The 13,357-nt window shown below is 45.3% G+C and carries 11 protein-coding genes and 1 pseudogene; 7 read left to right on the top strand and 5 right to left on the bottom strand.

All coding sequences use genetic code 11. From position 1 onward, the window contains the following. Positions 1-12: 12 nt before the first annotated feature. The gene (locus tag QT987_RS17320; RefSeq protein ID WP_333242096.1) at positions 13-1,368 is read left to right on the top strand and encodes a serine/threonine-protein kinase; all 1,356 of its coding nucleotides are present in this window, start codon (positions 13-15) and stop codon (positions 1,366-1,368) included. Here QT987_RS17320 and QT987_RS17315 read toward each other — a convergent pair. Together QT987_RS17315 and QT987_RS17310 are read right to left on the bottom strand one after the other, a co-directional pair. After that, a pseudogene (locus QT987_RS17315) lies at positions 1,360-1,542 on the bottom strand (homoserine kinase); the annotation flags it as partial. The gene QT987_RS17320 and the pseudogene QT987_RS17315 overlap by 9 nt on opposite strands. Then, positions 1,514-2,734: a phytochelatin synthase family protein gene (locus QT987_RS17310; RefSeq protein WP_333242092.1), complete on the bottom strand. Its 1,221-nt coding sequence runs from the start codon at positions 2,732-2,734 to the stop codon at positions 1,514-1,516. The pseudogene QT987_RS17315 and the gene QT987_RS17310, both read right to left, overlap by 29 nt. A gap of 71 nt (positions 2,735-2,805) precedes the next feature. On the opposite strand from QT987_RS17310, the gene QT987_RS17305 reads away from it, so the two are divergent. From QT987_RS17305 to QT987_RS17290, 4 genes are all read left to right on the top strand, one after another. Then, positions 2,806-3,033: a hypothetical protein gene (locus QT987_RS17305; RefSeq protein WP_333242090.1), complete on the top strand. Its 228-nt coding sequence runs from the start codon at positions 2,806-2,808 to the stop codon at positions 3,031-3,033. 161 nt (positions 3,034-3,194) lie between these two features. Continuing rightward, positions 3,195-3,392 (top strand): hypothetical protein, encoded by a 198-nt coding sequence (locus QT987_RS17300; protein ID WP_333242088.1) that lies wholly within the window; start codon positions 3,195-3,197, stop codon positions 3,390-3,392. 547 nt (positions 3,393-3,939) lie between these two features. Beyond that, positions 3,940-5,460: an acetaldehyde dehydrogenase ExaC gene (gene exaC, locus QT987_RS17295; protein WP_333242086.1), complete on the top strand. Its 1,521-nt coding sequence runs from the start codon at positions 3,940-3,942 to the stop codon at positions 5,458-5,460. A 167-nt stretch (positions 5,461-5,627) separates the two neighbouring features. Further along, entirely contained in the window at positions 5,628-5,972 is a 345-nt protein-coding gene (locus QT987_RS17290) for a DUF779 domain-containing protein (protein ID WP_333242084.1), read from the top strand. A 334-nt stretch (positions 5,973-6,306) separates the two neighbouring features. Here the strand turns inward: QT987_RS17290 and QT987_RS17285 are convergent, their stop codons facing one another. Further along, entirely contained in the window at positions 6,307-6,858 is a 552-nt protein-coding gene (locus tag QT987_RS17285) for a DUF2854 domain-containing protein (protein ID WP_333242082.1), read from the bottom strand. Between the two features lie 80 nt (positions 6,859-6,938). Here QT987_RS17285 and QT987_RS17280 point away from each other — a divergent pair, with 80 nt between their 5' ends. Together QT987_RS17280 and QT987_RS17275 are read left to right on the top strand one after the other, a co-directional pair. After that, positions 6,939-7,439 carry a hypothetical protein gene (locus QT987_RS17280; RefSeq protein ID WP_333055727.1) on the top strand — a complete coding sequence of 167 codons (501 nt, stop codon included), beginning with the start codon at positions 6,939-6,941 and terminating at the stop codon, positions 7,437-7,439. A 202-nt stretch (positions 7,440-7,641) separates the two neighbouring features. Next, positions 7,642-7,812 carry a hypothetical protein gene (locus QT987_RS17275; RefSeq protein ID WP_333242080.1) on the top strand — a complete coding sequence of 57 codons (171 nt, stop codon included), beginning with the start codon at positions 7,642-7,644 and terminating at the stop codon, positions 7,810-7,812. Positions 7,813-8,198: 386 nt separating this feature from the next. Here QT987_RS17275 and ppk1 read toward each other — a convergent pair whose 3' ends face one another. Together ppk1 and QT987_RS17265 are read right to left on the bottom strand one after the other, a co-directional pair. Then, entirely contained in the window at positions 8,199-10,382 is a 2,184-nt protein-coding gene (ppk1, locus tag QT987_RS17270; protein WP_333242078.1) for a polyphosphate kinase 1, read from the bottom strand. 237 nt (positions 10,383-10,619) lie between these two features. Further along, positions 10,620-13,355 carry a HEAT repeat domain-containing protein gene (locus QT987_RS17265; protein ID WP_333242075.1) on the bottom strand — a complete coding sequence of 912 codons (2,736 nt, stop codon included), beginning with the start codon at positions 13,353-13,355 and terminating at the stop codon, positions 10,620-10,622. Positions 13,356-13,357: the final 2 nt, after the last annotated feature.

The following is a 13,357-nucleotide window of genomic DNA, read 5'->3' as shown; positions in this document are numbered from 1 at the left end:
AGGCAGAAAAATATGGAAACACTACAACGATCGGAAAAAATCCTTGCTGAAAGATATCGCATTCTAGGCAAATTAGGACAGGGTGGAGTTGGAATCACCTATGCTGCTGTAGATTTAAACAGCAATCAAAAAGTTGCACTCAAAGCTTTATCCCTGCGCCTGACAACTGAATGGAAGAAAGTCGAGTTATTTGAACGAGAAGCAAAAACTTTATCGGGATTGAATCATCCGGGAATTCCTCGCTACATTGACTACTTTCAAGTTGATACTTCCCAAGATCGTTGTTTTTATATCGCCCAACAACTCGCACCGGGAAAATCTCTCGCACAGTTGATAGAAAATGGCTGGAAACCAAATGAAGCGCAAGTTCGTCATATCGCCTATCAATTGCTAGAAATTCTAGCTTACCTCCAATCGCTGTTACCTGCTGCGATCCACCGAGATATTAAACCTCAAAATATTATTCTGCAAAAAAATGGGCTAGTCTTTTTAGTTGATTTTGGCGCAGTTCAAAATACTTATCATCATACCGTTACTGGAGGCAGTACCGTTGTCGGAACCTACGGTTACATGGCACCAGAACAATTCCGAGGAAAAGCTGTATTATCAACAGATTTGTATGGATTAGGCACAACGCTGCTTTTCTTGTTAACCCAGAAATTTCCATCCGATCTACCCAGACACAAGCTGAAGGTACAATTCCGCGAGATCGTCTCTATTTCTCCAGAGTTTGCCGACTGGTTAGAGAAGATAATTGAACCCGCAAGTGAAGATCGATTTCACTCAGCAAAAGATGCTTTATCAGCGTTGCGAGGGGAACAGCCAAGCGGGATTAATCCCGACAAAATGTTTAAGCGATCGCCCCAATCCCGAATTACTTTAATTGACACTAAACGGTGGTTATTAATCAAGATACACCCCGATCGTTCACCTAGCAAACTCAAGTGGTTTTTCCAGTTCATTCATCTGAGTTATAAATTTTTACTTCCATTCTCTTTGATTCTGGGATTTGTTCTATCTAGCTTGTCTTGTGAATACACTACAACCGACTGGCTACAGAGATTATCCGGGCGATTTTTCAATATATCAATCCTGGCTATAACAACATTTACCCTATTTTATGCTTTGATGTGCTTGTGTTGGATTGATTATTATCTATTCAGTAGACCAAGACCAATTCAAATCAGCCCTCAAGATATCCAGCGGGTAAAGTTGAGGGGAATTCATCTGCCATTGCTCAAAAAATCGATGACTTTTTGCGGGATTCGCGCCAAGTCGCGTAACTATTGTTTTGGCTTATTTTTGCCGCAAGCTGAGAAAGAATGGTTGGTAGGGGAATTGAAGGGTTTTTTAAGCAAACTAACTTAATTCAGTCGAAACTTGTGCTCCTTGAGTATCAAGCCCGATCGCCCTTACCTCAGCCTTTACCCCAAATTCCCCCCAAGCAGCCGCCATCGCTTTCTCACGATAAGGTTGGTGAATTTTATCTTGCAAGGCGCAGCGCAGCCAGTTTTCATTCCCAGTTTCCAAAGCCCGCACTAGGGATATTACACTGATGTCCCTTTGAATATAAAATATAAAACTCCTGGAGTGCGGACATTTGTTCTCTCAATCTAGATATCTCTATATCCAAGGGAGGGAGTAGTTTCTCAAGGTGGCGAACCTCACTAAACCACAGTCGTAAATCGGGTTTGAGAGTTGCATAGAGCGTTTCGGGACAGGAGAGTAATATTGCTGTTATTATCTCTGCTACGAATGGCTGTTGCGGCCAATTCCCTACAACAGACATTGCATCCGAGTCATCGCTTGACAAGCATTGGTCAACAATATCAAACAGTGAATTTAACTCAATAGCTGCCCGTAATTTCTCAAGTTTCTCTGCTGTCTCTGAGGAGGTATGCACCATAGTTGTGAATTCAACAGGCAAATGGTGCAGGATGGTACTGACAAATGAAGCAATTGAATCAGGTTGCTCTTTTCTCAGAATGTCTGGGAGTATTTCTGTAAAGTAAGGAGCAACACTACGCCACTGATGTAAATCACAAGCAACATGAAAGAAGGTTTCTGGCAACCTTTCACTCTTCTGCAATAAAATATAACCTCGACATTGATTAGTGACGGAATCGACAGGTTCAAATGCTTGCCATAACAAAGGCAAATAAACCCAGTGAGGTGGATATTTGAAACGGGCAACATCCAGCAGAAGAACTAGATCCCGCTGTGGATGATAGCCACCAATTGGTGAAAAGTGACCATCACCTGTTTGTCCCAATACCTTTCGGCTATAGGAAACAACTAGATGAATATCACCTGACGCCGTAGTCACCTCCTCAACTGCTTGCCGAAAGTTTTCCAAACTGCTTTGGTGGTAACGGTTAGGTTTTACAACAGCACCGTTGCAACGTGCTATACAGACAAACTCATCAAAGGTGATACCGTTTTCTTTAATGACTGAAAGAGGTAAACAACAGTCTAAAAATTCCTCTCCATACCATCTCCACACCCCTTTCCAAATGCGACCCGGATCGATGGATAAGGCATTAAGAACAACAACTAAACTACCCAATCCACAAAAAGCGGGTTCTGCTTGAGTGTGAAACTGTTCCGCTAGAGCAAAATACCCTTCCATACCTCCCCGTGCCAACGCTTCTCGAAATATTTGCTTTCCCTCTACGGAGGAAAAGGCAATAGCAGAATCGGGGAGTGAACGACGATAAAACCCTTGAGCAGACATTGAGTGTTTTAACCCTTATTGCTTATGGTGCTAATAAATATTATGCAATATTGTCACATTGAGAATGATGAATGCACTTATTTACTATTTTTTTCAATTTTAGCAATAAAACGCTGCGAAGGTTTGACTTTCTGGGTGCAAATTTAACAAACGTGACCATTGGCGAGGGACGGCTAGGAATCAAGCTGATGAAACAATTTGGCAATTTGCCACAGATTGAGCGTTATGCAGCTTGGATCAATCTCACATTTTGCACCATTCTCAATAACAGGCAAGATGCCTGTTCCACAAAGAGTTAATTTTCTTGTGGAACAGGCATCTTGCCTGTTCATAAAAAGCTTATTGAGAATGGTGCGACATCTCTGATAAATCAAACTTTTATGAATAGCCTTAATCACGCGATGTTTTATAAGAGTCGGCTCAAGAGTTGTAATAGTTGCAATAAATCAAATTTAAGCCGGTGATTTGGGTTGGCAATGATGTGGTCGATTTTCAGGGGAGTTATATTGAGGTTGCTGATAGCGATATGGGAATTAGCAAATATCTTCCCGATCCACTTTCTGCTCCCTGGTTGGCAGAACTAACCATCTCGTCAAAGATTCCTCTCAGCTATCGGATAATTGTAGAGCAGCACCAAGGATATCTGCGTCACAGTTAATTAATAGTGTTTACCGTTGGGTGGGGGCGGGTTTTTGAGATTGTTGGTTTTAGCATGAGATTGTTGGTGAACCCGCCCCTACAGTGACTGCAAAATAATTTAAAAATGTAAATTTTTGTATATAAACTGACCAAACTGATCGAAAATAGATGATAATTGAACAGTTAATTAATAGTATTAACCGTTGGTATGGCGGGTTTTTGAGATTGTTGGTTTTAGCCAGAGATTGTTAGTGAACCCGCGCCTACAGTGACTGAAAAATAATTTAAAAATGTAAAACCTCGTATATAAACTGACCGAAGAGAGCGAAAATAAACGATACTGGAACAGTTAATTAATAATAGTATTTACCGTTGGTATGGCGGGTTTTTGAGATGGTTTGTTTTAGCCAGAGATTGTTTGTGAACCCGCCCATACAGTGACTGCCAAATATTTAACAAATGTAAAATTTTGTATATGAAGTGACCGAAGTTGCGGAAAATAGACGATAGTTGATGCTCAAGAGATTTCAAGCGTCCGCGAAAACAAATTTTAATCAGGTAATAAAATGGTAGTAGCAGCACCTGTTCAATCCGGCAGTCAGTCGATTTTTCAAACTCGCTACGACAACTTTATCGGCGGCAAGTGGGTGCCACCGGTGAAAGGGAAATACTCGGAAAACCTGTCTCCAATTACAGGCAAATCAATTTGTCAAATCCCCCGATCGACCGCCGAGGATGTAGAATTGGCACTAGATGCCGCCCACGCCGCGAAAGACAAGTGGGGTAAGACTTCCCCAGCCGATAGGGCGCGGGTTTTACACAAAATTGCCGATCGCATCGAAGAAAACCTCGATCGCCTCGCCATCGCCGAAACCTGGGACAACGGTAAACCAATTCGCGAAACCCGCCTCGCAGACATACCGCTGGCGATCGACCATTTCCGCTACTTCGCAAGCTGCATCCGAGCTCAAGAAGGGTCGATCGGCGAACTCGACGGAACAACAGTCGCCTACCACTTCCACGAACCCCTAGGCGTCATCGGACAAATCATCCCCTGGAACTTCCCGATATTAATGGCCGCCTGGAAACTCGCCCCAGCCCTCGCCGCCGGAAACTGCGTCGTGCTCAAACCAGCAGGCCCCACCCCCGCCTCCATCTTGGTACTGATGGAAATCATCGCCGACTTAGTACCAGACGGCGTTATCAACGTCATTAACGGGCCAGGCGCCGAAATCGGCAAAACCCTCGCCACCAGCCCCCGGATTGCCAAAGTCGCCTTCACCGGCGAAACCACCACCGGCAGGCTAATCATGCAATACGCCTCCCAAAATGTCATCCCCGTCACCCTAGAACTAGGCGGCAAATCCCCCAACATTTTCTTTGAAGATATCTGCGCCCAAGATGATGAATTCCTCGACAAAGCAGTCGAAGGATTAGTCATGTTTGCGTTTAATCAAGGAGAAGTGTGCACCTGTCCCTCCCGCGCCTTAATTCAGGAGTCAATCTACGATCGATTTATGGAAAGGGCGATCGATCGCATCCGCCAAATCAAACAAGACAACCCGTTAGATCCGACAACCGCCCTCGGCGCCCAAGTCTCCATCAACCAGATGGAAAAAATCGCCGAATACGTCAAAATCGGTCACGCCGAAGGCGCAGAATGCCTGATTGGTGGCGAAAGAAACATCTTACCCGGCGACTTGCAAGATGGGTATTATTTCCAGCCAACAGTCTTCAAAGGAAACAACAAAATGCGAATTTTCCAAGAAGAAATCTTCGGCCCAGTATTAGCAGTCACCACCTTCAAAGACGAAGCCGAAGCATTAGAAATTGCCAACGATACCCTCTACGGTTTAGGTGCCGGAGTTTGGACTCGCGACATCAACACCGCCTACCGCATGGGCCGCGCCGTTCAAGCAGGCCGCGTGTGGACAAACTGCTATCACCTATATCCAGCCCACGCAGCATTCGGCGGCTACAAATCATCCGGTATCGGCCGCGAAAATCACAAAATGATGTTAGATCACTACCAGCAAACCAAGAATTTGTTAGTCAGCTACAGCCCGAAAGCATTAGGTTTCTTCTAAGATTTTAGTCATTGGGAAGAAAGAAAGAAGAAAGACAAACTTCAATGATTCGCGAACTCCTTCTTTCTCTCTTTCCTCTCCTTCTCTGCGCCCTCTGCGCCCTCTGCGGTTTATAAAAAAAAATCTCATTCAAAAACGAAATAAAATTGCTACACAAAGAGACTGCAATGGAAACTGCCAAAGTCACCGCAACAGAAGCCGCTTTAAAATTAATCAACCATCTCAAAACTCAACACGGAGAATTGATGTTTCACCAATCCGGTGGCTGCTGCGACGGTAGTTCCCCCATGTGCTATCCCGATGGCGAATTGATCATCGGTGATGGTGACGTATTGCTGGGCGAAATAGGGGGTTGTCCGTTTTATATTGCAGCCCAGCAATACAAATATTGGCAGCACACGCAGTTAATTATAGACGTGGCATCGGGGCCAGGAGGCAGCGATTTTTCCCTAGAAGGGCCGGAGGGAGAGCGTTTTATTACTCGTTCTCGCTTGTTTGTTAAGGCTGATTAACTCTGTTTATCCTTAACTTGCCTGCAGTTTCTCTAAAAACATTAATTTGCTTAAGTCTGAAACCCGGTTTCTTTCAGGGGAGCGAAAAAACCTATTTTTATTTAAGTTTTGATATACAGCAATTTGGTCGCAAATTGCTGTAAGATTGCCGATAACTTCTCAACTACTATTTTAATTAAAGAAAATCCAATTGGGGCGATCGCTCAATTGCAGATTGAGCTTTTGTTGATAGCGACAGGTTTCACGCTGCCGCTAAAATCAGTATCTAATCCGGTGCAGGATTAATTATTAATTGGTGGCTGCAAAATTTTTGCCCTCAAAACTTCAGAATACTTTAAGCTTGAGTATTTTTAATTAGAGCCAATTCAATTTTGTCACCAGCCTTTTGAGTGACTTGGGCGCGCAAACCGGGCCCAAAAAAAGTAGCTATTTTGTCTTGCTTTTCTTCCCATAAGTCGATCGACAGTAGTGGCGAATAAAACTCTAAAATTAACCCATAAGCACCGTCAACATCAACTTCCCGCAACCCTTGCAGGAGGGGCCGTTCCTCGTCTGTCGGGGCTAAGCCCAAGCGCTCCAAAGCATCATCTAAGTGCGCGGGTTGGCCGTAGCGAAATCGGGTGATATCTTTGCGGACTTGGTTTTGAGTATCTGTGGCCTGACTTTCTCGCAGGAGAAGAACTTCGGGAGATGTCGGTTCGGTGAACTCCACCGGTTCGAGTTCGGCCGCTTTCAGGGCCAAACCTCCCAGCAACAGCGGAATTCCATAAAAAAAACCGGCTAGGTTCAGGGTAGGTCTGTCTGTGAAGTAGGCTCCGAACCCGACTGCTGCTATAATACCGCCCACAACTAAGGCTAGGTTTGCTAAAGAAATTTTACGTAACATATTAGTGAGGTAAGTAGTCGGACAGAAAAAATATACTTTAATTATTATCTGTCAAAAAGTCTGGAATAAATTTAGTTTTTTTGCCAAAAGACCTGCAAAAACTGCTAGCATCGATGAGCGCGGGAGCGGTGTGCATCCACAGTCTTGTCTCTAGCTTCAGAAGCTTATCCAGCCGGACTCGTCCGGGCGCGCCATTGGTAAATATCCGTGTTAATTGCGCGGCGTTGGTTCCAGAAGGCAATCGAGATCGGCAGTATCATCAAAGTATACAGAGTGGCGATCGCGATCGACACTCTTGCCCTTTCAACCATTTTTCGGACATGATTAAAGACGAAGACAAACAAACTGCTGGAGCAAACAAGGCGGTTCTGGAGCAGATTAACTCGCTCAAACGTGAAGATGAAAGGCTTTATAATATCTTAGCGATCGATGTCTGGGCCCTAGCCAAGACAATGGATGAATATCAACCGGGATTTTGGGCTGCTTTTATGAAAAACCGGGAGAAAGCCCTGAAGCGATTTTTAGCTGGAATGATGAAAAATAAACCCGCAGATACCAAACGTCCGCCTTTTTTGCGCTAAAATGTGGCTGAAGTTTGGCTGAGGTTTTGATGTACAATCAAACTATAACACAGACCAAAAAATCCTGAGCAGGTTCATCACTTACCATATAAAAACAGTGAAGGATTTGCCCAAAAAGGTATGTCGGTGAATTAAGAATCTCCGTCTGTTCGCAGGGGGGAATGTCAAATATTTTTGTTAATACTAGCAAAGGCAAAAAACCATGGATGCACAAACACTCAAAGAGCGCGTAGCACAGATCGAAGTCAAGCGGGAATCCCTCGTGCGGCTGTTAGATCGATCGGACTTGGGAGCCCTGAGAATAGATGTGAGTCAGGCGATCGAAGAAATTGATGATCTCTTAGAAGAATTCAAGCGTACTTTTAACAGTTAAGTAGTCAGTAGTCAGTAGTCATTAGTCAGTAGTCATTAGTTGTCAGTCAGTAGTCATTAGTTGTCAGTGGTTGGCTAAGCTGTCGCGCCTTTAATTTGCACATAGCAATCCTTTCGTCAGTTATAAACGTGGTTTGGGTTTCTAGTCGGGACGGGCTAGAAGCCCATCCCACAACTGGGAGGGACGGGCTAGAAGCCCATCCCACAAATCATGCAAGGATTGCTATAGTCATGTTAGTAAAAATCTGGTGGGGTGGGATTCTAGCCCGCCCAAAAAGTTAAAATCAAATGCAGTACAGCTTAATAGCTAACAAGAACCTACACTGCTAACTGCAAATTTGACAACTGACAACTGACAACTAATGACTAATGACTAATGACTAATAACTAATTCAAAACCATGTCCATCAAAATTTGCTGAGAGCTCACCTCCGGGCAATTAGCAGGCGGCCGCCGCTGAGAGTAGTGTCCTGACGGCTGCAAATCCCAAGCTTGGCGGTTGTCAGCCAGCATTACGCCCAAAATTTCTTGCAATTCCTTAGCAATTGTCGGGTCTTCCACTTGAACTATGGCCTCAACCCGTCTGGTGAGATTGCGCTGCATCCAGTCAGCAGAACCAATATACACCTCTTCGTCGCCACCGTTGAAAAAATAAAACATCCGAGAATGCTCTAAAAAGCGGCCGATAATACTGATAACTCTGATATTTTCGCTAACACCTTCAACGCCGGGACGCAAACAGCAAATCCCCCGAATAATCAAATCAATTTTCACTCCCGCTTGGGAAGCTTCGTACAAAGCAACAATGATTTGAGGGTCAACTAAAGCATTCATTTTAGCGACAATGCGGCCACAGCTACCGGTGCCACCTTCGGCCTGCAAGCGACAGAATTCTGCCTCGCGGCGGATTAAAGCTAAAAATCGATCGCGCATATTGACCGGTGCCACCAACAATTTGCGATAAGATACCTGCCGCGAATAACCAGTCAAATAATTAAACAAATCCGTCAAATCCGATCCCAAATCCTCGCGACAACTCAACAAACCCACATCGGTATAGAGTCCGGCTGTTTTGGGATTGTAATTGCCGGTGCCGATGTGGACATAGCGGCGGATGTAATCGTCCTCGCGACGCACTACCATCACAATTTTGGTGTGGGTTTTGAGCCCCACCAAACCGTAAACTACGTGGACTCCAGCTTGTTCTAACTTGCGAGCCCAATTAATATTATTTTCTTCGTCAAACCTAGCTTTGAGCTCTACTAAAACGGCTACCTGCTTGCCGTTTTCTGCTGCTTCAATTAAGGCGCTGACGATCGGCGAATCTCCCGAAGTGCGGTATAAAGTCATCTTAATCGCTAACACAGAGCGATCGTGCGCCGCCTCAGTAATAAACCGCTGTACCGTCGCCGCAAACGAGTGATAAGGATGGTGTAGCATCAAATCCCCCTGGCGGATGGCGGTGAAAATATCCTCGCCCTCCTCAGCATCCAACATTAATTTGCCTAAAATCATTGGTGATTCCGAGTTCCGCAAACGGGGCGGCACAACCGGAGTCCAAGGCGGGTCTTTCAGTTCCGGCACCGGCAGCCCCACAAAAGACATCAAATCCTTGAGGCCTAGCAGCCCCTCTACGACGTAAACATCTTGCTCACCGAGATCCAGCTCCTCCATCAGCATATCTCGCAGTGCAGGCGGCATAATCGCTTGAATTTCCATCCGCACCGCAGAACCTCCAAATCGGCGCTTGCGGAGTTCCTGTTCTATTGCCAACAGCAAATCCTCCGCCTCATCTTCCTCCACCGTCAAATCGGAATTGCGAGTAATGCGGAACGGGTGATATTCCTGAATGTCCATCCCCGGAAACAAAGCTTCTAAATTGTGGGCAATCACCTGTTCTAGGGGCACGCCAGTCCAAACCGGAGATTTGCCCCTCTGCTGCCACTGCAAATCCCCCGGTAGTGGCAAAAACCTCGGCAAAACCTGCGGTACTTTGACGCGGGCAAATAATTCTTCCCGCGTGTCGGGGTCCCTGACTACTACTGCTAAATTGAGGCTGAGATTGGAAAGGTAGGGGAATGGGTGGCTGGGGTCAACTGCTAGGGGAGTGAGTACGGGAAATACTTGTTCTTTGAAGTAGCGATGCAAGTAATTCCGCTGTTCTTGATTGAGGTCAATGTAGTCAAGAATGTAGATGCCGCTTGCTGCTAGTTTCGGCCGCAGGGTTTGCTCAAAATAAGAGTGTTGCTGAGAAACCATTGGCAAAAGTCGCTGGTTAAGGGCATCTAGCTGTTGTTGAGGGGTGCTGCCGTCGGAAGTCAATTTGCTGACTTTTGCTTGTACTTGCTGTTTGAGGGCAGCCACGCGCACCATAAAATATTCGTCTAGGTTGGAGCTAAAAATAGCTAGAAATTTGAGCCTTTCTAGGATGGGCGTGCGGGGGTCGAGAGCTTCGTGAAGCACGCGGTTGTTGAATTCTAGCCAGCTTTGTTCTCGGTTGAAGTAATATTGAGGATCGCTGAGGTTGATTTCAGTGTAGGTTTTGGCGGGGGTCTTTTTTGGTTTGGGCATGGTTTGGGGGAGTCTTTGGGAGGCTCGGTGATGGCATCTCTAAAAATAGTATTGTAGGTTAAAGGATTGGTTCGCATCTGCTTTTGATCGCACGTTTTTGTAATACCTGTAGGGAAACGGCATTGCCGTGTCCGGCCCCTGGATCGCGAACCCATCCCTCCCATCCAATTCTGTACCGCATTCGGCAAGTCCTCTTGATTTGGCGGAAAACCTGTTAAGGGCAATTCCAGCGGTGGGTTAAGCGTGCCATGCTTGATAAAATTCTGGGTAAGTCATATTTTCGGCACACTCCCAGATGACTCCGTAGCACTTCTCATTGCGACCCAAATTATTTTTGTAGATTTCGGAAGTTAGGCATTTTTTTAAACCTGAAACTGCGGTAGCGAAATGTTTACCTGTCATAATTTTCCCTAAGCAATCTGCTGGGTCATACACGGTATCTTCAGGACGTGAGTTGCGGATTAACTCAACTAAGGCGGCGATCGCCACTGAGTTATGTTTGTCTAGCTTCCCTAAGCTATATGCCGCTACACACCGGGTATCTGCATCAGGTGAGTTGCGGATTAACTCAACTAAAGTGGCGAGTGTTTCTGAGTTATTTGTGCCTATTTCCCCTAATATAGATGCCGCTATCCTCCGGGTATATTCATCACCTGAATGGCGGATTAACTCAACTAAACCGAATATTGCAACTGGCTGATTTTTGCTAATTTCCCGCAAGCTATCTGCCGCTCGATACTGGTTGTTATAATTAGAATTTCCAGAATTTCCGATTAACTCGACTAAAGCGGCGACCGCAACAGGGTGATTTGTGCCTGTTTTCCCTAAGCTATTTGCCGCTCGCCAGCGAGTATCTTCATTCTGAGAATTACCGATTAAATCGACTAAAGCGGAGATTGCTTCCGGGCTATCTTTGCCGATTTCCCCCAAGCTTTCTGCAGATTGCCGTCGAGTCTCTTCATTCTGAGAATTAGCGATTAAATCGACTAAAGCGGAAATTGCTTCTGGGCTATCTTTGCCGATTTTCCCCAAGCTTTCTGCGACTTGCCGTCGAGTCTCTTCATTCTGAGAATTAGCGATTAAATCGACTAAAGCGGAGATTGCTTCTGGGCTATTTTTACCGATTTCCCCCAAGCTTCCTGCAGCTAAACGCCGAGTAAATTCATCACCTGAATTGCGGATGAAACCGACTAAAAGGGAAATTGCTTCTGGACTATATTTGCCTATTTTGTTTAAACTTTCTGCTGCTGATGACTGGGTTATTTTATTGTTTGAATTGCGGATCAAATCGCCTAAAGCTGAAATCGCTACTGTGTTACCTTTGTCTATTTTCCCCAAACATTCTGCGGCTCGCCACCGGGTAACTTGATTGCGGGAAGTGCTGATTAACTCGACTAAAGCAGCGATCGCAACAGGGTTATTTTTGCCGATTGTTGCTAATCTTTCTGCCGCTTGATAACGATTATCTTTAGGACGGTAGTTGCGGATTGAATCCAATAAAGTTTCGATCGCTACCGGGTTATCTTTGTCTATCTTACCTAAAATTTCTGCCGCTCGCCCTTGAGTAACTTTATTATCTGAAGTGCGGATTAACTCGACTAAAGCGGCGATCGCCACTGGATTATTTTTGCCTATTTTCACTAAGCTATATGCCACTATTATACAGGTAGGTACGTTAGACCACCCGAAAACCGGGTAGAAACCGTTCTCAACTGAATTGCGGATTAGTTCGACTAAAGCGGCGATCGCTTCTGGGCTATCTTTTCCTATTTCCCCCAAGCTATATGCCGATCGCTTCCAGGTGTTTTTCTCAACTGAAGTGTGAATTAACTCTGCTAAAGCGGAGATCGCTACTGGGCTATCTTTATCAATTTTACCCAAGATATCTGCCGCTTGCCACCGAGTAACTTCATCCTGAGAAGTATTGATTAATTCGACTAAAGTGGCGATCGTGTCTGGGCAATTTTTGCCGATTTCCCCCAAACTTCTGGTCGCTTCCCTCCGGGTATATTCATCACCTGAATTGCGGATCAACTCGATTAAAGCGGAGATAGCCCTTTGGCGATCTGTTTCTTTCAGAACTTCCCTTGCCCTCTCGACAATTGGATCGAGAAATGTCCGCCAATCCTGTTTTTGCTTATTAAAATAACCAAATCCCCAAATAACAATCTGCGACACAATCTCATCAGCAAGACTACAATCTTTAAACTCAGCAATCCCCGCAGCCGCTAGAAAATATGCCCGATATCCATAAAATTTATCCCACCCAACCTTAAACTTAACCAACGCCTTAATAAACGCTTCCTTCTCCTCCTTCCCTACATCGTCACGCCCCAACCACAGCAAAATAACCTCTTTCCACTGCTTCTCAAAAATGCGATACCTAGCATCAGGATGTTGCGGATTCTTAGGAATGTGATTCAAGAAAAAGTGCCAATCCTCAACCGCCAACGCCGCAAAATATTCCTGAAACGTCGGATGGTAAAAAGCATAAATCCCCTCCGCCGTCTCCGCATCCCTCGCCACTAAATTCAGCCAACCCAAACGACAAGCTAACTCAAACTGCGATGCACCCATCACCCGATATCCCACACTTTCTCGCAACTGAAACCGGGACGTTTCATTTAACATCCCTGAAAGTGCCAATTTCCCCAAAGCAGCATTCAATTCCTGCTGCTGAATCAAATTCAGGCGCGGTTTTTTCCACTGATACAAAGTTGTCACAAATCGTTGATAAAGCTTCGCCTTAGTATCCGGCAAATCCCCATCCAACGACTGCCAAGTGTCGCACAGCAGGGAACATCTCAGGGGATTTTTCACTAAATCTCGAATTCGCTCTTTCCCCGGTGCTGCTAATGCTTCGCGTAGCTGTTGAGAAAGATCCTCTCCAGCCCCCCTTGCTAAGGCTACCGTGTACACACCAACCCCTTGATAAGGGGAGGGTTGGGGTGGGGTAAAAAATTTACGATTCATTT

Source organism: Microcoleus sp. SVA1B4, from assembly GCF_036700545.1.
GTDB lineage: Bacteria > Cyanobacteriota > Cyanobacteriia > Cyanobacteriales > Microcoleaceae > Microcoleus.
This window is presented reverse-complemented; position numbering and strand designations above follow the sequence as displayed.